The sequence below is a fragment of the Enterobacter sp. CGMCC 5087 genome (assembly GCF_003144775.1).
GTDB classification, from domain to species: Bacteria; Pseudomonadota; Gammaproteobacteria; order Enterobacterales; family Enterobacteriaceae; genus Enterobacter; species Enterobacter cloacae_M.
In genome coordinates this window covers 1-18217 of sequence record NZ_QFXN01000066.1, presented here as the reverse complement: position 1 = coordinate 18217, position 18217 = coordinate 1, and the positions used below count along the sequence as shown (strand labels likewise).

Annotated in this window: 24 protein-coding genes; 12 read left to right on the top strand and 12 right to left on the bottom strand. The window is 58.6% G+C overall.

The features are described 5' to 3' along the window. Positions 1-86: 86 nt before the first annotated feature. Both DEO48_RS05580 and ruvX read left to right on the top strand, forming a co-directional pair. The gene (locus tag DEO48_RS05580) at positions 87-647 is read left to right on the top strand and encodes a YqgE/AlgH family protein (protein ID WP_008499752.1); all 561 of its coding nucleotides are present in this window, start codon (positions 87-89) and stop codon (positions 645-647) included. Beyond that, complete coding sequence (gene ruvX, locus DEO48_RS05575) at positions 647-1063, top strand: Holliday junction resolvase RuvX (protein WP_021242076.1); 417 nt, start codon at positions 647-649, stop codon at positions 1061-1063. Before DEO48_RS05580 ends, ruvX begins: the two co-directional genes overlap by 1 nt. A 10-nt stretch (positions 1064-1073) precedes the next feature. Here ruvX and DEO48_RS05570 read toward each other — a convergent pair whose 3' ends face one another. After that, complete coding sequence (locus DEO48_RS05570; protein ID WP_109844594.1) at positions 1074-2054, bottom strand: type IV pilus twitching motility protein PilT; 981 nt, start codon at positions 2052-2054, stop codon at positions 1074-1076. 17 nt (positions 2055-2071) lie between these two features. Here DEO48_RS05570 and DEO48_RS05565 point away from each other — a divergent pair, with 17 nt between their 5' ends. The 6 genes from DEO48_RS05565 (at position 2072) to DEO48_RS05540 (ending at position 5788) form a co-directional block, all read left to right on the top strand. Next, positions 2072-2773, top strand: coding sequence for a YggS family pyridoxal phosphate-dependent enzyme (locus DEO48_RS05565; RefSeq protein WP_045403918.1), 702 nt, complete (start codon positions 2072-2074; stop codon positions 2771-2773). Between the two features lie 21 nt (positions 2774-2794). Beyond that, a complete protein-coding gene (locus DEO48_RS05560; protein WP_023309130.1) occupies positions 2795-3361 on the top strand; it encodes a YggT family protein in 567 nt (188 codons plus the stop codon). After that, complete coding sequence (yggU, locus tag DEO48_RS05555; protein ID WP_109844593.1) at positions 3358-3654, top strand: DUF167 family protein YggU; 297 nt, start codon at positions 3358-3360, stop codon at positions 3652-3654. The genes DEO48_RS05560 and yggU overlap by 4 nt, the downstream gene beginning before the upstream one ends. A 3-nt stretch (positions 3655-3657) precedes the next feature. Continuing rightward, positions 3658-4251, top strand: a complete 594-nt coding sequence (locus tag DEO48_RS05550; RefSeq protein ID WP_109844592.1) for an XTP/dITP diphosphatase — start codon at positions 3658-3660, stop codon at positions 4249-4251. After that, the gene (hemW, locus tag DEO48_RS05545; protein WP_109844591.1) at positions 4244-5386 is read left to right on the top strand and encodes a radical SAM family heme chaperone HemW; all 1143 of its coding nucleotides are present in this window, start codon (positions 4244-4246) and stop codon (positions 5384-5386) included. Before DEO48_RS05550 ends, hemW begins: the two co-directional genes overlap by 8 nt. A 63-nt stretch (positions 5387-5449) precedes the next feature. After that, the gene (locus DEO48_RS05540; RefSeq protein ID WP_109844590.1) at positions 5450-5788 is read left to right on the top strand and encodes an endonuclease domain-containing protein; all 339 of its coding nucleotides are present in this window, start codon (positions 5450-5452) and stop codon (positions 5786-5788) included. Between the two features lie 82 nt (positions 5789-5870). On the opposite strand, the gene DEO48_RS05535 is transcribed toward DEO48_RS05540, so the two are convergent. The 3 genes from DEO48_RS05535 to trmB are packed head-to-tail and all read right to left on the bottom strand — an operon-like array spanning position 5871 to position 7689. After that, positions 5871-6587 (bottom strand): DUF2884 domain-containing protein, encoded by a 717-nt coding sequence (locus tag DEO48_RS05535; RefSeq protein ID WP_023309135.1) that lies wholly within the window; start codon positions 6585-6587, stop codon positions 5871-5873. Between the two features lie 56 nt (positions 6588-6643). Next, positions 6644-6970: a YggL family protein gene (locus DEO48_RS05530; RefSeq protein WP_003862421.1), complete on the bottom strand. Its 327-nt coding sequence runs from the start codon at positions 6968-6970 to the stop codon at positions 6644-6646. Continuing rightward, positions 6970-7689: a tRNA (guanosine(46)-N7)-methyltransferase TrmB gene (trmB, locus tag DEO48_RS05525; protein ID WP_109844589.1), complete on the bottom strand. Its 720-nt coding sequence runs from the start codon at positions 7687-7689 to the stop codon at positions 6970-6972. The genes DEO48_RS05530 and trmB overlap by 1 nt, the downstream gene beginning before the upstream one ends. Before the next feature lie 144 nt (positions 7690-7833). Between trmB and mutY the strand changes: the two genes are divergently transcribed. The 4 genes from mutY to DEO48_RS05505 all read left to right on the top strand — a co-directional run bounded on the left by mutY (position 7834) and on the right by DEO48_RS05505 (position 11847). Continuing rightward, complete coding sequence (gene mutY / locus DEO48_RS05520) at positions 7834-8886, top strand: A/G-specific adenine glycosylase (protein WP_168964397.1); 1053 nt, start codon at positions 7834-7836, stop codon at positions 8884-8886. Positions 8887-8912: 26 nt separating this feature from the next. Next, a complete protein-coding gene (locus DEO48_RS05515) occupies positions 8913-9185 on the top strand; it encodes an oxidative damage protection protein (RefSeq protein ID WP_023309138.1) in 273 nt (90 codons plus the stop codon). Positions 9186-9241: 56 nt separating this feature from the next. Then, positions 9242-10318 (top strand): membrane-bound lytic murein transglycosylase MltC, encoded by a 1077-nt coding sequence (gene mltC, locus DEO48_RS05510; RefSeq protein ID WP_109844588.1) that lies wholly within the window; start codon positions 9242-9244, stop codon positions 10316-10318. Positions 10319-10590: 272 nt separating this feature from the next. Further along, complete coding sequence (locus DEO48_RS05505; protein WP_008499767.1) at positions 10591-11847, top strand: nucleoside permease; 1257 nt, start codon at positions 10591-10593, stop codon at positions 11845-11847. A 79-nt stretch (positions 11848-11926) separates the two neighbouring features. On the opposite strand, the gene citG is transcribed toward DEO48_RS05505, so the two are convergent. From citG to DEO48_RS05465, 8 genes are all read right to left on the bottom strand, one after another. Further along, on the bottom strand, positions 11927-12730 hold the full coding sequence (gene citG, locus DEO48_RS05500; RefSeq protein ID WP_109844587.1) for a triphosphoribosyl-dephospho-CoA synthase CitG: 804 nt from the start codon (positions 12728-12730) through the stop codon (positions 11927-11929). Next, complete coding sequence (citX, locus tag DEO48_RS05495; protein ID WP_109844586.1) at positions 12708-13247, bottom strand: citrate lyase holo-[acyl-carrier protein] synthase; 540 nt, start codon at positions 13245-13247, stop codon at positions 12708-12710. The genes citG and citX overlap by 23 nt, the downstream gene beginning before the upstream one ends. Next, a complete protein-coding gene (citF, locus tag DEO48_RS05490) occupies positions 13244-14767 on the bottom strand; it encodes a citrate lyase subunit alpha (RefSeq protein ID WP_109844585.1) in 1524 nt (507 codons plus the stop codon). The genes citX and citF overlap by 4 nt, the downstream gene beginning before the upstream one ends. A gap of 10 nt (positions 14768-14777) precedes the next feature. Further along, entirely contained in the window at positions 14778-15653 is an 876-nt protein-coding gene (gene citE, locus DEO48_RS05485; RefSeq protein WP_023344877.1) for a citrate (pro-3S)-lyase subunit beta, read from the bottom strand. Then, entirely contained in the window at positions 15650-15943 is a 294-nt protein-coding gene (gene citD / locus DEO48_RS05480; RefSeq protein ID WP_109844584.1) for a citrate lyase acyl carrier protein, read from the bottom strand. Before citD ends, citE begins: the two co-directional genes overlap by 4 nt. 16 nt (positions 15944-15959) lie before the next feature. Then, complete coding sequence (gene citC / locus DEO48_RS05475) at positions 15960-16982, bottom strand: [citrate (pro-3S)-lyase] ligase (protein ID WP_109844583.1); 1023 nt, start codon at positions 16980-16982, stop codon at positions 15960-15962. Positions 16983-16992: 10 nt separating this feature from the next. After that, entirely contained in the window at positions 16993-17856 is an 864-nt protein-coding gene (locus DEO48_RS05470; RefSeq protein ID WP_109844582.1) for a fumarylacetoacetate hydrolase family protein, read from the bottom strand. A 17-nt stretch (positions 17857-17873) separates the two neighbouring features. Continuing rightward, the coding region (locus DEO48_RS05465) for a 2-hydroxycarboxylate transporter family protein (protein ID WP_181366972.1) at positions 17874-18217 on the bottom strand (344 nt) is incomplete at its 5' end.

Sequence of the window (18217 nt, the reverse complement as noted above, 5' to 3'; positions counted from 1 at the left end):
CTAACAATACTATTAGTGACAGCGCCTGAGTTTGTCCCCATACTGGGCGCTGTCGCTTTTTAAACCAGGAAACAGTACCTCTGACAATGAATTTACAGCATCACTTTCTTATTGCCATGCCTGCTCTCCAGGACCCGATTTTTCGCCGCGCCGTGGTTTATATTTGTGAATACAATGAAGACGGCGCGATGGGTATTATCATTAATAAACCGCTGGAAAATCTTCAGGTTGAAGGGATTCTGGACAAGCTGAAAATACCGGCTGAAGCGCGACTGCCGGAAATCCGGCTTGATAAACCGGTGATGCTGGGTGGACCTCTTGCAGAAGATCGCGGCTTTATCCTGCATACGCCGCCGGTATTCTCTTCAAGCATTCGAATTTCGGATAACACCGTCATCACAACCTCGCGCGACGTGCTTGAAACGCTGGGCACCGCTGAGCAGCCTTCTGAAGTGCTGGTGGCGCTGGGCTATTCGTCGTGGGAGAAAGGCCAGCTTGAGCAAGAGATCCTCGATAACGCCTGGCTTACCGCGCCTGCGGACATGAATATCCTGTTTAAAACCCCTATCGCCGATCGCTGGCGCGACGCGGCGAAGCTGATTGGCATTGATATCCTGACCATGCCTGGCGTAGCGGGGCACGCCTGATGAGCGGAACGCTTCTGGCCTTCGATTTTGGTACCAAAAGCATTGGCGTCGCCGTGGGTCAGCGCATCACCGGTACCGCGCGTCCGCTTACGGCCCTGAAGGCCAATGACGGCACGCCAGACTGGAATCTTATCGAACGTCTGCTTAAAGAGTGGCAGCCGGATGACGTGATTGTTGGGCTCCCGCTGAACATGGACGGCACAGAACAGCCGCTTACCGCCCGGGCGCGTAAGTTCGCCAATAAAATCCATGGCCGCTTTGGCGTCTCCGTGAAGCTTCACGACGAGCGTCTCAGCACCGTCGAAGCGCGTGCCGGCCTGTTTGAGCACGGCGGCTTCCGTGCGCTCAACAAAGGCAGCGTGGACTCCGCTTCTGCCGTGATTATCCTCGAAAGCTATTTCGAACAGGGCTTTTAACCACAGGGGCCTACAGCCGCCCCTGCGCCCGTCTCTCCGCCAGGCTCTGGTCAAAGTTCTGCATTCCTGCCTGCTGACCGGTTTGAATGATCCCGGGCAGTTGCCACGTTTTCCCTTCGCGAATCAGATTCGCCGCCGCCGCTGTGTTCACCAGCAGTTCATACAACGCGACGCGCCCGCCCTGTAGATCGGGAAGCAGCCTCTGCGCCAGCACCGCCCGCAGGCTGCCGGCCAGCTGGTTACGCACCGGATCTTTCTCCTGCGCCGGGAACGTATCGACCAGCCGTTCAATCGCCTGCGATGCCCCGCGCGTATGCAGCGTCGCCAGCACCAGGTGTCCGGTTTCCGCCGCCGTTAGCGCCAGGCGGATCGTTTCGCTGTCGCGCAGCTCCCCCAGCAGAATAACGTCCGGATCCTGGCGTAAGGCGCTGCGCAGCGCTTCAGCAAATGACGGGCTGTGCTGACCTATTTCCCGCTGCTGGATCAGGCTACGTTCGCTCTGGTAGATAAACTCCACCGGATCTTCAAGCGTGAGTATATGGCCGTCAGCATGGTGGTTGAGAAAATCGACCATCGCCGCCAGCGTAGTGGATTTGCCGCTGCCGGTCGCCCCCGTGACCAGAATCAGCCCGGCGTCATTGGACAACAGTTCCGGGATCGCCCGCGGCGCGCCCAGCGAAGAGAGCTGTGGGCAGCTACGCGGCAACAGCCGCAGCGTCAAAGAGACACCTCTCATCTGCTTAAAGGCACTGCCGCGCAGCCTCTGGCCTCCCGTTACCGTCGCGGCAAAATCCACCTGCCCCTTTGCCCACCATATCCCCTGCTGCTCATCGTTGAGCCACGCTTTTAATAACGCTCCGACATCGGGAGGCGGAAAGGGAGCGGGTTCAAGCCGACCTAATCTGCGCCAGCGCGGTGGCGAATCACTGCACAGGTGTAGATCGGAGACGTTATGCTTTACACTAAGGGCCACAATTTCTTCCACATCCATAGACTACTCCTCGGAAAATGAACGACATTGCGCATAACCTGGCACAGGTCCGGGACAAAATCTCAGCCGCCGCAGCGCGCTGCGGCCGTGCTTCAGAAGAAATTACGCTGCTTGCAGTCAGCAAAACCAAGCCTGCGAGCGCCATCGCAGAAGCCATTGATGCAGGCCAGCGGGCGTTTGGTGAAAACTACGTTCAGGAAGGCGTGGATAAAATTCGCTACTTCCAGGAACAGGGGAATACGGATCTGCAGTGGCACTTTATTGGCCCCCTGCAGTCGAACAAAAGCCGTCTGGTGGCAGAACACTTCGACTGGTGCCACACCATCGATCGCCTGCGTATTGCTACCCGCCTGAATGACCAGCGTCCGGCAGAAATGCCAGCGCTTAATGTGCTTATTCAGGTCAACATCAGCGACGAAAACAGCAAGTCCGGCATTGCGCTGAGCGAGCTGGATGCGCTGGCCGCCGAGGTGGCCGAACTGCCACGCTTAACCCTGCGCGGGCTGATGGCAATTCCTGCGCCTGAGTCAAGTTATGAAAGGCAGTTTGCCGTGGCACAGCAAATGGCTGTAGCATTTGAGGCGCTTAAAGCGCGCTATAACACGGTAGACACGCTTTCACTGGGCATGTCGGATGATATGGAAGCCGCCATCGCGGCAGGCAGCACTATGGTGCGCATCGGCACGGCAATTTTCGGTGCGCGCGACTACTCAAAATAATAAGGAAACCTGAGGAACGCCATGAAGACGTTGACTTTCCTGCTCTCAACAGTGCTTGAGCTGTATACGATGGCGCTTTTGCTGCGCGTCTGGATGCAGTGGGCCCGCTGTGATTTTTACAATCCGTTCTCGCAGTTTGTCGTGAAAATCACGCAACCTGTTGTCGGACCGCTGCGCCGTATTATCCCGGCGATGGGTCCCATCGACAGTTCGTCTCTGCTGGTGGCGTTTATTCTGAGCGTTATCAAAGCGATTGTGCTGTTTATGGTCATCACCTTCCAGCCGATTATCTGGATTGCTGCGGTCCTGATTTTAATCAAAACCATCGGCCTGCTGATTTTCTGGGTGCTGCTGGTCATGGCCATCATGAGCTGGGTAAGCCAGGGCCGTAGTCCGGTAGAATATGCGCTGATCCAACTGGCCGAGCCGCTGCTGCGTCCGATTCGCAACCTGCTGCCTTCGATGGGCGGTATTGATTTCTCGCCGATGATCCTGGTTCTGCTGCTGTACGTGGTTAATATGGGGATCGCTGAGCTGTTACAGTCCACGGGCGATATGCTGCTGCCGGGGCTGTGGATGGCGCTATGAGTGCCGTAAGCACCTGCGCTGACGGGCTGGTTTTGCGGCTGTACATTCAGCCAAAAGCCAGCCGTGACGGTATTGTCGGGCTGCATGGCGACGAGTTAAAAGTCGCCATCACCGCCCCGCCGGTTGACGGCCAGGCGAACGCGCATCTGACTAAATATCTGGCAAAACAGTTTCGCGTCGCCAAAAGCCAGGTAATCATTGAAAAAGGTGAACTTGGGCGACATAAACAGGTAAAAATCCTTAATCCGCAATCTATCCCGACGGAAGTCGCGGTTCTGAAAGAACAGGACTAAACCATGCAGAAAGTTGTTCTCGCGACCGGCAACGCCGGTAAAGTGCGCGAGCTGGCCTCGCTATTAAATGATTTTGGGCTGAACGTGGTCGCCCAGACCGATCTTGGCGTGGAGTCCGCCGAAGAGACGGGGCTGACGTTTATCGAAAACGCGATCCTGAAAGCGCGTCACGCAGCGCAGATTACCGGCCTGCCCGCGATTGCCGACGACTCCGGCCTGGCCGTGGATTTTCTCGGCGGTGCACCGGGGATTTACTCTGCGCGCTATTCCGGCGTTGACGCCACCGACCAGCAGAATCTGGAAAAGCTGCTTGTCGCCCTGAAAGACGTACCGGACGAACAGCGCACCGCGCAGTTCCACTGCGTGCTGGTCTATATACGCCACGCGGAAGACCCGACGCCGATCGTCTGCCACGGCAGCTGGCCGGGCGTGATTACCCGTGAAGCGGCTGGCAACGGCGGCTTTGGCTACGATCCGATTTTCTTTGTCCCGACCGAGGGCAAAACCGCTGCGGAACTGACCCGCGAAGAGAAAAGCGCGATTTCCCACCGTGGACGCGCGCTGAAACTGTTACTGGAAGCACTGCGTAATGGCTAATTTGCCGCCTCTGAGTCTGTATATTCACATCCCGTGGTGCGTGCAGAAATGCCCGTACTGCGATTTCAACTCGCACGCGCTGAAGGGCGAAGTGCCGCACGATGACTACGTTGCGCATCTGCTGGCCGACCTGGACGCCGATGTCGCTTACGCACAGGGGCGTGAAGTTAAGACCATTTTCATTGGTGGCGGTACGCCGAGCCTGCTGTCCGGCCCGGCAATGCAGACGCTGCTGGACGGGGTGCGTGCGCGCCTGAACCTGGCGGGGGATGCGGAAATTACGATGGAAGCCAACCCCGGCACCGTTGAGGCCGACCGTTTCGTCGAGTATCAGCGCGCGGGCGTGAACCGCATCTCCATCGGCGTGCAGAGCTTTAGCGAGCCGAAGCTAAAACGGCTGGGGCGCATTCACGGCCCGGAAGAGGCGAAGCGCGCGGCAAATCTGGCGACCGGGCTGGGCCTTCGCAGCTTCAACCTCGATTTGATGCACGGCCTGCCGGATCAGTCGCTGGAAGAGGCGCTGGACGACCTGCGCCAGGCGATCGAACTGAACCCGCCGCACCTGTCGTGGTATCAGCTCACCATTGAGCCAAACACGCTGTTCGGTTCCCGCCCGCCGGTGCTGCCGGACGACGACGCGCTCTGGGATATCTTCGAGCAGGGTCACAGGCTTCTAACCGCTGCGGGCTATCAGCAATATGAAACGTCCGCGTATGCGAAGCCGGGCTATCAGTGCCAGCACAACCTGAACTACTGGCGCTTTGGCGACTACCTGGGAATTGGCTGCGGCGCGCACGGCAAGGTGACCTTCCCGGACGGGCGCATTCTGCGCACCGCCAAAACCCGCCACCCGCGCGGATACATGGAAGGCCGCTACCTGGAGCGTCAGCACGACGTTGAGGCGGCGGATAAGCCGTTTGAGTTCTTTATGAACCGCTTCCGTCTGCTGGAAGCCGCGCCGCGCGCGGAATTTGCGCGTTACACCGGGCTGCCGGAGTCGGTGATTCGCCCGCAGATCGACGAAGCGCTGGCCCAGGGGTATCTCACCGAGAGTGAGGAATACTGGCAGATCACCGAGCACGGCAAGCTGTTCTTAAACTCCCTTCTTGAGCTGTTTCTCGCCGAAGAATCCTGAAGGCTTATTCAGGATTTTGCATCCCGCTCTGCCGGCTGAGGGAAAGGCTGGCAGAGTGCGGGGATGGAAAAATCAAAACAACTCCGCAAACAAATGACGCCCGAAGAATTACGCCTCTGGTATTTGCTCAGGGGTAGTCGCTTCTTTGGGTATAAGTTTCGTCGGCAGATGCCTATTGGTCCGTACATCGTGGATTTCGCCTGCTTTAAGGCGAAGCTGATCGTTGAGCTGGACGGGGGTCAGCATCAGAATAAAGAGAAGTATGATTCACGACGTACCGAGTTTTTGAATGCGAACGGATGGGAAGTCTTACGGTTCTGGAATAACGAATTCAGGGCTAATGAGGAGGAGGTGTTGATAGCTATTCTGCAACGACTGCAATGCCTGATGCCCTCACCCTAACCCTCTCCCACAGGGAGAGGGAACGATTACACCCTCTCCCATGGGGAGAGGGCCGGGGTGAGGGGCCCAGCGCGCAGAGATCTTACTTAAGCGTCCCCACCAGCGCCTTCCGGCTATCTTCCAGCGACACCACGCGTTTACACACGTCTTTGCCGAACTGCTGGAAATCATCTTCCTGGTTCTTCCACTCGTTCTGAATGGAGGTCTGCAAGCCGCCCAGGCTGCCCAGCACGCCCTGCAGCGGGTTACCGCCGCCTTTCAGCACGGCTTTCGCCCCCATTTCGTTGATGCTGTCCTGCAGGATGCCGCCCATCGCCTGATTCACCAGCTGCTGCCCGTCAGCGCGGACCTGATCAATCGCCTTGTAGTGGAACGTCAGGCCGTCGGTGCGCGTCTCGATAATGCGGTTCATCTGCTCTTTAAGCTGCTTGTCCAGCTTCGTCAGGCGGGTGCGCATGTTGCTGCTCTCACCCACCTCTTTGGTGATGATCTTATCCAGCGCGACGCGGCTTTTCTCAACGCGGGTCAGCGCGCCGTCGTTGATCCACGGCAGTGCGGTACGCAGCTCAGCCTGGTAATCCTTCGCCTGCTCGCGCTGCGCGGCAGTCAGGTTTTGCGGCTTGCCGTTAAACGTCACGTTACCATCCGGCGTAATCACCAGATTGCCGTTCTCGCCTTTGACCTGCACGGTTTGCGGGCTTAATACCACGTCATCACGCGGGGTGACGCTACATTGATAATCCGCATGGGCGGTGAATCCGGTTGCCATCAAAGCAACAGCCAGCAACGTTTTGCGCATCTTAAACACTCCCTCAGACAAAATGGGCCAGCTAATGCTGGCCCCTTACTGCTTTATTAGTCCCACCAAACGTCGAAAAGTTCGCTGACGCGGACATCTTCGAGCTTGTGGTCTTCAAGCCATTTACGGACCAGAGCCTGATGTTCTTCGGTGCATTTACCCACTTCCTGGGTGCAGATCAGACCTTCCCAGGCCAGGTAGCCGCTACCGTCGAAGGCCAGTTTGTTTGGCTCGATCACCTCGTTGATGAACGCATCCACGTCCTGATCGATCTGCTCAACGCTGGTGCCTTCCGGGAAACGCCACGCAACGGAGAAGCCCACTTCCTGGAATTCTTCGATGTGCATCTTTTTACGCAGACGACGGCTACGATTCTTTGCCATTATTTCACCCTCTCGAACATTAAGTCCCATACACCGTGACCAAGACGATGGCCACGCTGTTCAAATTTCGTTACCGGACGCGATTCCGGACGCGGTACATAGTCGTTGCTCGCAGACTGGTTTTTGTAACCGTCCAGCGACGACATCACTTCCAGCATATGTTCCGCATACGGTTCCCAGTCGGTCGCCATATGGAAGACACCGCCCAGCTTAAGCTTACTTTTAACCAGCTCGGCAAACGGCGCCTGAACGATACGGCGTTTATTATGACGCGCTTTGTGCCACGGGTCAGGGAAAAAGAGCTGAACCATGGTTAAAGAATTGTCAGGAATCATTTTGTACAGCACTTCCACCGCGTCGTGACACATCACGCGCAGGTTCTCAACGCCCTCTTCATGGGCCGTTGCCAGACACGCACCGACGCCCGGGGAGTGGACTTCGATACCGAGGAAGTTCTGCTCCGGGCGAGCTTTCGCCATGGTCACCAGCGAGGCCCCCATACCGAAGCCGATCTCCAGCGTGACGGGTGCTTCGCGGCCGAACAGTTCAGTAAAGTCCAGAGGCTGCTCGCTGAACTCAACGCCCATCACCGGCCAGTAGTTGTCCAGCGCATGTTGCTGCCCTTTTGTCAGGCGACCCTGACGGCGGACAAAGCTGCGAATACGGCGCAGCGGGCGACCGTTTTCATCAAATTCCGGTGAAATGACGTCGTTTTTCATAAAAGAGTTGTCTGCTTGTGAGAATGTTCGGGAAACGGGCATTATCCAAAGTTAAGGCTTCTATGCAAGCATGGGAAAGATCCGGTTTACAGCAGATTGACGCTGTGCTGCAATCTGCGTCCCTGATTATGCGAATCGATGACCATGCAAGCCTCTCAATTTTCAGCCCAGGTGCTGGACTGGTACGACAAATACGGGCGTAAAACCCTGCCCTGGCAAATTGAAAAAACGCCTTACAAAGTATGGCTCTCCGAGGTGATGTTGCAACAAACGCAGGTCGCCACGGTTATACCTTACTTCGAGCGTTTTATGGCGCGCTTCCCGACGGTGACCGATCTGGCCAACGCGCCGCTGGACGAGGTCCTGCACCTGTGGACCGGTCTTGGCTATTACGCCCGCGCGCGTAACCTTCACAAGGCCGCACAGCAGGTTGCCATGCGCCACAACGGGAAATTTCCGGAAACCTTCGATGAGGTGGCCGATCTCCCCGGCGTCGGACGTTCAACCGCAGGCGCCATTCTCTCCCTGTCTTTAGGCAAGCATTTCCCGATCCTCGACGGCAACGTGAAGCGCGTGCTGGCACGCTGCTACGCCGTCGACGGCTGGCCGGGGAAGAAGGACGTTGAGAAACGTCTTTGGGAAATAAGTGAAGCGGTCACCCCGGCCAACGGCGTCGAGCGTTTCAACCAGGCGATGATGGATCTCGGCGCGATGGTCTGCACGCGCTCAAAACCAAAATGCGAACTCTGCCCGGTGAATAATCTCTGCGTGGCGTATGCCAACCATTCATGGGCGCAATATCCGGGTAAGAAACCCAAACAGACGCTGCCGGAGCGCACCGGCTATATGCTGCTGATGCAGCACGGCGACGAGGTCTTCCTCGCCCAGCGTCCACCGAGCGGTCTGTGGGGTGGTCTATACTGCTTCCCACAGTTTGAAGATGAAGATTTGCTGCGTGAATGGCTTAAACAGCGCGGGATTGCTGCCGATAACCTGACGCAGCTGACCGCGTTTCGCCATACGTTCAGCCATTTCCACCTGGATATTGTACCCATGTGGCTTCCCGTGTCGTCATTTGCCTCGTGCATGGATGAAGGCACCGCTCTCTGGTATAACTTAGCGCAACCGCCATCAGTCGGACTGGCGGCTCCCGTGGAGCGCCTGTTACAGCAATTACGTGCCGGTGCAATGGTTTAGCATCGACAAGAAAAAGAGGAATGAGTATGGCCAGAACGATTTTTTGTACTTTCCTGCAGCGTGACGCTGAAGGCCAGGATTTCCAGCTTTATCCGGGCGACCTGGGTAAACGCATCTACAATGAAATTTCCAAAGAAGCCTGGGGACAGTGGCAGAAAAAGCAGACCATGCTGATCAACGAGAAAAAACTCAGCATGATGAACCCGGAACACCGCAAGCTGCTGGAGCAGGAGATGGTGAGCTTCCTGTTCGAAGGTAAAGACGTGCACATCGAAGGCTATACGCCACCGGAAAAATAACAGCGTGCGGGGGAAACCCCGCCGTTAAAGCAAACACAACACGCACTCCCGGAATGATGAAAAAACTTTTAGCGCTAGCCCTTGTTGCGCCGTTGCTTGTCTCGTGTTCGTCAAAAAAAGGCGAAGATTACAACGAAGCCTGGATCAAGGACACCAACGGTTTTGACATTTTGATGGGGCAGTTTGCCCACAACATCGAGAACATATGGGGATTTAACGAAGTTCTTATTGCCGGACCTAAGGACTACGTTAAGTACACCGACGCCTATCAGACCCGAAGCCACATCAACTTTGATGAGGGTACGATCACGGTTGAAACCATCGCAGGCACCGACCCTGCGGCAAGACTGCGTCAGGCGATCGTCAAAACCCTGCTGATGGGTGACGATCCGGGATCTATCGATCTCTACTCCGATGCCGACGATATCACGATCTCGAAAGAGCCGTTCCTGTACGGCCAGGTTGTCGATCAGACCGGTCAGCCGATCCGCTGGGAAGGTCGTGCCACGAAATTTGCCGACTACCTGCTGCAAACGCGCCTGAAAAGCCGCTCTAACGGTCTGAAGATTATCTACAGCGTCACCATCAACCTCGTCCCGAACCACCTCGACAAGCGTGCGCATAAGTATCTGGGCATGGTGCGTCAGGCCTCGCGTAAATACGGCGTGGATGAGTCGCTGATCCTGGCGATTATGCAGACCGAATCCTCGTTTAACCCGTATGCGGTAAGCCGTTCCGATGCCCTGGGGCTGATGCAGGTTGTGCAGCACAGCGCCGGTAAAGACGTCTTCCGCGCGCAGGGTAAATCCGGCACGCCGAGCCGCAGCTATCTGTTCGACCCGCAGAGCAACATTGATACCGGCACGGCCTATCTGGCGATGCTGAACAATGTCTACCTGGGCGGAATTGATAACCCAACGTCGCGCCGCTATGCGGTGATCACCGCCTATAACGGCGGCGCGGGCAGCGTGCTGCGCGTCTTCTCAAATGACAAAGTGCAGGCCGCGAACATCATCAACAGCATGGCGCCGGGGGATGTCTACTCTACCCTCACCACCCGCCACCCGTCTGCGGAATCCCGTCGCTATCTGTATAAGGTGAATACGGCGCAGAAGAACTACCGTCGCCGGTGATCGGCACACCTTCTCCCCTCTGGGAGAAGGTGTTCTGTTTCCCCTCTCCCTGTGGGAGAGGGTCAGGGTGAGGGCATCAGGCCGCACCTGTCCAACCCCACCCATACGAAAATGTTATTTGCATCACAATCCAAACTGCAAATTAATGTGGATTGCATTTTTTTGCGGGAGGTAACAAAACATATCGTTGCCAACTGATAGAATTGCATCAAATAACAACCCTGAATGTTCCCAAAACAACATATCTCCCGCTCACTTGTGAGGAAAGTAACATGAACCTTAAGCTGCAGCTTAAAATATTGTCGTTTCTGCAGTTCTGCCTGTGGGGTAGCTGGCTGACTACACTCGGCTCCTATATGTTTGTGACGCTCAAGTTCGATGGTGCGTCAATCGGTGCCGTCTACAGCTCGCTCGGTATTGCGGCTGTCTTCATGCCAACGCTACTGGGGATCGTGGCGGATAAATGGTTAAGCGCCAAATGGCTGTACATGCTTTGCCACCTGGTGGGCGCGGGGACGCTGTTTATGGCAGCCCAGGTGACCACGCCGGGGGCGATGTTCATGGTGATTCTGCTCAACTCGCTGGCCTATATGCCAACGCTTGGCCTGATCAACACCATCTCCTACTACCGCCTGAAGTCCGCGGATATGGATATCGTGACCGATTTCCCGCCAATCCGTATCTGGGGCACCATCGGCTTTATCATGGCGATGTGGGGCGTGAGCTTCGCGGGCTTCGAACTGAGCCATATGCAGCTCTATATCGGCGCAGCGCTCTCCGTGCTGCTGGCGATCTTCACCCTGACGCTGCCAACCATTCCGGTTTCTAACCAGCAGAAAAACCAGAGCTGGAGCACCATGCTCGGCCTGGACGCGTTCGCGCTGTTTAAAAACAAACGCATGGCGATCTTCTTTATCTTCTCCATGCTGCTGGGCGCGGAGCTGCAGATCACCAACATGTTCGGCAACACCTTCCTGCACAGCTTCGATAACAACCCGCTGTTCTCCGGCAGCTTTATCGTTGAGCATGCGTCGGTGATGATGTCCATCTCTCAGATCTCTGAGACGCTGTTCATCCTGACCATCCCGTTCTTCCTGAGCCGCTACGGCATCAAGAACGTCATGCTGATCAGTATCGCGGCGTGGATGCTGCGCTTCGGTCTGTTCGCCTACGGCGACCCAAGCCCGTTCGGCACGGTGCTGCTGGTGCTGTCGATGATTGTTTACGGCTGCGCCTTCGACTTCTTCAACATCTCTGGTTCGGTGTTTGTGGAAAAAGAGGTGAAGCCTGAAATCCGCGCCAGCGCACAGGGTATGTTCCTGATGATGACCAACGGCTTCGGCTGTATTCTGGGCGGCGTGGTAAGCGGTAAAGTGGTTGAGATGTACACCACCAACGGCATCACCAACTGGCAGCCGGTGTGGCTGATCTTCGCGGCGTACTCGCTGGTGCTGTTCTTCGCGTTCATCGCACTGTTCAAGTACAAGCACGTGCGTGAACCGCACGGTGCGCAGCCGATCGCGCATTGATTGTTGTGCCCGGTGGCGCTGCGCTTACCGGGCCTACAAAACCAGACCGTAGGCCGGGTAAGGCGAAGCCGCCACCCGGCTATTTTATTGCAGAAAGCACCCACCCCACCGACAGCAAATCCGCGCTGCCGCCCGGGCTCAGATTTCGTTCAATCAATGCCTTATCCATCTTAAACAGCGCCTCGCGATCCCAGCCACTTGCCAGCAATTCACGCGCGTAGCCCTGAACGTAGCGCAGCCCTTCCATGCCGCCGCGCGACACGAGATTACTGTCCTGATTGACCGCCATCAGGCGTAACAGCAGGCCGTGAAGTGAATGTCCATTCCACTGCGCCAGCGCCTGACGCACCGTCGCAAAGCCGCTCTCCGCCTCACCGCGCGCGCCGGTTAAGCCGTACTGCTTAAACTGCCGCTCGCCCGCCGTCGCCTGTCCGCTGCGTGCGGCCAGCTCCCGCGACACCAGCCCGCGGCAGATGTTACTCACCTCACAGCAGAGGCTCTCTGCGGAGACATTTTTCACACGCCCGGCGGCGAAGCACAGTAACCCCAGGGCAAAAATGCCGCCCTTGTGGGTGTTCACTCCGTTCGTTGCGACATACATCGCCTGCTCGCAGGCCAGCCCCATCGGGCGGAGAATCCTTAGCTGTTCCCCAGCCGGTTTATCCGCATGCGCGCGACCCAGCTCGGTAAAGCGCGAAAACCACGGCGTAATCGCCGCAATGCTGCGGACGAACAGCGCGTGGTCCATATCGCGATGGGAACCGTTGTTGAGCCTGTCCACCAGCCCCGGCTTGGGCGTCAGCTCCAGCTCCTGCCACAGCGCCGCTTCGGCAAGCGCGGGCACGTCAGCCGGGCGCGGTTTAGTCGCGAGCAAACCAGTCATCGATCGTCTTCTCCACGCGGGAAACCACCTGCTCAATGGGGTGATTGCGCGAACGGGAACAGGCATGCGCGGGCTCGTCGCAGATCAGGCAGCGCCTGAGATTGCTCCCCAGCGACTGTCGCCCGACGTGGCCGTGCTGCGGGCAGATCACATCCAGATCCCACAGCCTGCCGAGCGGGTGCGTCTGCTCCAGCTCCGCGCAGTGCGCTTTGATTTCCACCGCAGGATGGGCCACGCACCACAGGGCTTCCGGCCCGGTCGGGAGCCACAGCACCTGGCGGTCCAGCACCTGCCAGCGGTTTTCCCACAGCAGCTGGTCGCACATCTGCAGCGCCACGCCCATGGTATTGCGGTAGCGCAGGCTGTCCTTGATTTCCCCCGGCGTGACCAGCGTGAGGGAGATCACCGGTTGTTGATAGTGCTCAAGCATGTCAGCCTGGCGCGCTGCGCGGCGCTCTTTCGCCGCCAGCAGTTCGTCAAGGCTGACACCCGCCCGCACGGGTGTCGCTAAAGTCATACATCCTCCTTCACCTGTCGCACGGTGTCGATCACGCTGCCGTCGCGGTAGCGGATCACCCCGACGATTTTGTCGGTGAACTCAATCGGTTTCGGGACGCTGGTCAGGGAGATCGCCCGTTCATACAGCGCGTTGATATCCACAACCTTCAGCCCGGCCTCCAGCAGCCGCTCGCGGATTTCCGGGCGCGCCGGGTTGACCGCAATACCGTGATCGGTGACCAGCACGTCGATGCTCTCCCCCGGCGTAAGGCGCGTGGTAACGCGCTTCACCACCGTCGGAATGCGGCTGCGCAGCAGCGGCGCGACCACAATGGTCAGGTTCGCCGCGGCGGCCACGTCGCAGTGCCCGCCGGACGCGCCGCGCATCACGCCGTCTGAGCCGGTGATGACGTTGACGTTGAACTCGACGTCGATCTCCAGGGCGCTGAGGATCACCACGTCGAGCTGGTCGCAGCTTGCCGCCTTGCTGCCGGGGTTGGCGTAGACGTTGGTGGAGATCTCCACGTGGTTCGGGTTACGCGCCAGCGAGGCCGCCGCCTGACCGTCAAAGCACTGGGTATCGAGCAGCTTTTCGATGAGCCCCTTCTCGTGCAGATCCACCAGGCTGCCGGTGATGCCGCCGAGCGCAAAGCGCGCCTTCACGCCGCCGCGCTCCATCTTCTCTTCCATAAAGCGGGTGCAGGCCGTGGCCGCCGCGCCGGAGCCGGTCTGCATCGAGAAGCCCGGTTTGAAGTAGCCGGAATGCTCGATCACATCCGCCGCATAGCGGGCGATCATCAGCTCGCGCGGGTTGCTGGTGACGCGCGCCGCGCCGACGCTAATTTTCGCCGGGTCGCCCACGCTTTCTACCTGCACGATGTAGTCCACCTGGTCCTGCACCAGGCTGGCGGGCATATTGGGAAACGGCACCAGTTCTTCAGTCAGCAGCACCACCTTGTGGGCAAAGTGCGCGTCCACCATGGCGTAGCCCAGGGAACCGCAGCACGATTTGCCGTGCGTGCCGTTGGCGTTGCCAAACTCATCGCTGCACGGCACGCCGAGAAATGCCACGTCGATATTCAGCTCGCCGTCCTGGAGCAGCTTCACGCGCCCGCCGTGGGAGTGAATTTGCACCGGCTCGTCCATCAGCCCGTGGGAGATGGCGTCCGCCAGCCTGCCGCGCATGCCCGAGGTGTAAATCCGGGTGATGACGCCGCTTTCGATATGCTCGATCAGCGCGTCGTTGCAGGTCATCAGCGAGCTGGAGGCCAGCGTCAGGTTTTTGAAGCCCATCCGCGCCAGCAGCGCCACGACGGTGTTGATCACCCGGTCGCCTTCGCGAAACGCGTGGTGGAAGGAGATGGTCATGCCGTCCTGCAGGCCGCAGCGCTTAACCGCCTCTTCAACAGAGGCGCAGAGCTTGCGGCTGTGCTTCGCATCGCTGTCCGCCAGCCACGGCGTGGTGCTGTGGGCGGTATCAAAGGGTTTTAAGTCCCGCAGATGGGGAAAATTCACATGGAGAAGTTCAGTCTGATTCATTGTCTTATCCTTACCGACGCACGCCGGAAGCCGCCGCGCGCTCCAGCACCACCTGCGCGTGGTTAATAATCGGTGCATCCACCATTTTGCCGTTAAGCGACACCACGCCCAGGCCGTTACGCTCGCCCTCTTCTGCTGCCTCAATCACCCTTCTGGCGTGATCCACCTCTTCCTGCGTCGGGGCGTAGGCGTTGTGCAGCAGGTCAATCTGGCGCGGGTTAATCAGCGATTTGCCGTTGAAGCCCATCTTGCGGATCAGATCGACCTCGCGCAGGAACCCGGCCTCATCGTTAACGTCTGACCACACCACGTCGAAGGCGTCGATACCCGCCGCGCGGGCGGCGTGCAGCACGGCGCAGCGGGCGTAGAACAGCTCGGTGCCGTCGCCGCGCTCGGTCTGCATGTCCATCACGTAGTCAAAGGCGGCCAGCGCAATGCCGATGAGGCGCGGAGAGCTGCGGGCAATCGCCACGGCGTTGATGACGCCAATGGCCGACTCAATCGCCGCCATCACGCGGGTGGAACCGATCTCGCGGCCGCACGCCTGCTCGATGCGCTCGAGGTGGCCCTCCAGCTCGTAGATGTCGTCCGGGGTATCGGTTTTCGGCAGACGAATCACATCCACGCCTGCCCGCACGGCGGCTTCCAGATCCAGCAGGCCAAACGGCGTGCTCAGCGGGTTAATGCGCACCACGGTTTCGATATCCTGATACATCGGATGCTGCAGCGCGTGGAACACCAGCATGCGCGCGGTATCCTTCTCGCGCAGGGCAACGGCATCCTCCAGGTCAAACATGATGGAGTCGGGACGGTAGATAAAGGCGGTGGAGAGCATGGCGGCGTTGGCGCCCGGCAGGAACAGCATGCTGCGGCGGAGTTTGCTCATTTCAGCGCCTCCCAGTTGATGGCCTTTTCATCGGCGGCACGCATCAGCGCGCTTTGCAGGCGGGCGCGGATCACACAGTCCAGCGCCCCTTTGTCTTCAATAATGATTAATCCCTGGTGCACGTTCATGGCGCGCAATGTGTCGTTGACCACCTGGCGAATATGCTCGCCAAACTGCTTAATCACTTCGCTGTGGATGACGATCTCCAGCTCGCCGTGAGCGGGCGCGATTTTCACCATCAGGTCGCTGGACTCCTGCGTTCCGGCCAGCGCCTCCCTTACAATTTTCATGATAAATTCCTGGTAGTTAAGCGACTTCCGCACTCGCACGGTAATGCGTTTCGAGATGCGCGAAGGTGGAGTCCGGGACAATCTCCCGGATCCGGGAAAACTGCTGTGTCTTCAGTAATCGGCGCACTTCGGACGCCGATATGGCGTTGCCGGTGGCCTTGATGCGCGGCATTTCCACCACCTCGATATGCGAGGCCAGCAGGTCGTGCAGTGTCTGGTTGTACTGGCGGGTGATATCGCAGAACGGCTCCGAACCGATGAAGCGGTGCGTAATGCCGAGCGCCGGGGCGATAAAGTCCCGGAAGATCAGCACGTCAATCTCGCTCCACGCCTGCTGCACTTTGCCGGTCTCCTTCAGGAAGTAGGCCGGAAACGTGGCGCGAGAGATGATGTACTGCGAGCCTTCATGCACCACCACGTTCGGCAGATGCGCCACGCCCGCGCGCACCATCTCGAGCCGCGCGCTGAACGGGAAGAACGAGGCGTCTTCACGCACCACGAACAGGTGCAGGGCGTCGCACTGCGCCGCCGCCTGCTCCACCAGATGGCGGTGGCCGAGGGTGAACGGATTGGCGTTCATCACGATGGCGCCAATCTTCTCCCCGCACTTGCGGTTCGCGCGCAGAGAACGGCAGTAGCGCGCGATCCCCTGCGGGGTGTTCTCCATCAGCACGGCGTTGTTCCCGCTCTGGGCAATCGGCCAGAAGCCGCTGCGGGCAAAACGCTCCCGGTTGCACGGACGGGTGCAGAGGAAGAGGTGAAAATGGCCGCGCTCCAGCGCCGCATGTTCCACCTCTGCCAGCAGCCGCGCGCTGAGGTTCTCGCCGCGAAGCTGCTCGTTAACCGCCACGCACTTGATGACGTTGGCGGCAAGCCCTGCGCAACCCACCAGCTGCGAGCCGGACCAGGCTTCGACGAACAGCGTGATGTCGTTGTCCAGGCCAAGGCCGCTGTCTGCCAGCAGATAACGGATCTGACTTAAGCGTTCCGGATGTTTCGCCACCAGCGTGTGGCGAAAATCGATGGGTTGACTGTTCATGCCGCCTTACTTAGTGTGCTGCCGCAAGCCCGACGGCTGGCGCTTCCACGATCACGTTGCTCAGATGACCGATATGCTCGATCTCCACCTCAATGCGATCGCCCTCTTTCATAAACAGCGGCGGGTTACGCTTTTTACCCACCCCGCCCGGGGATCCGGTGATGATCACATCGCCAGGACTTAAGCGGGTGAAGGTGCTGATGTACTCGATCAGCTCCGCAACCTTGTGGATCATGCTGCTGGTGTTGTCTTCCTGCACCATGCGGCCGTTCAGCCAGGTGCGGATCGCAAGCTGGTGCGGATCCGGGATCTCATCCGCCGTCGCCATCCACGGCCCAAACGCGCCGGTTTTGCGCCAGTTTTTACCGGCGGTGAACCAGGTGTGCTGCCAGTCGCGGGCGGAGCCGTCCATGTAGCAGCTGTAGCCCGCCACGTGGCGCAGGGCGTCGTCGCGGCTGATGTTCTCCCCGCCTTTGCCGATGATCACCGCCAGCTCGCCTTCATAGTCGAATTCGCTGGAGTGGCGCGGCTTCAGCACCGGCTCGTTGTGGCCGGTCTGTGAATCCGGGAAGCGGACAAACAGCGTCGGGGCCGGGTTATGCTGGTCAAACTCCTTGCGCTTGTCGGCATAGTTCATGCCCACGCAGAGGATCTTTTCCGGCTGCTCAATCACCGGTAAGAAGGTGATGGCGCTCATCGGCACGTCCACGGCGTCGTTCAGGTAGCGGGTGGCCTGCACCAGCCCGTTGCCCTGCAGCAGCGCCTTAAGGTCGCTGTAGCGGTCGCCGAGACGGCGGCCTAAATCAATCACGCCGTCGGCCTGGACGATGCCGTAGCTGCGTTTTCCCTGGTATAAAAAGCTTGCGAGTTTCATTGTTCTTTCCTGAAGACTTAAACGAGGAAGTTGCCCAGAATCAGCAGTGAGACAGAGACGTTAATCGCTCCGCCGATACGGGTAGCAATCTGGGCGAACGGCATCAGGCTCATGCGGTTGCCTGCGGTCAGGATCGCCACGTCGCCGGTACCGCCCTGGCCGCTCTGGCAGCAGGAGACGATGGCGACATCAATCGGGTGCATACCAATCTTTTTGCCGACGAAGAAGCCGGTCGCCACCAGTGCGGAAACGGTGCTGACAATCACCAGCAGGTTGCTGACGGTGAACGCCGCCACCAGTTCATGCCACGGGGTGATAGCCACGCCGACGGCGAAGAGGATTGGGTAGGTCACGGAGGTCT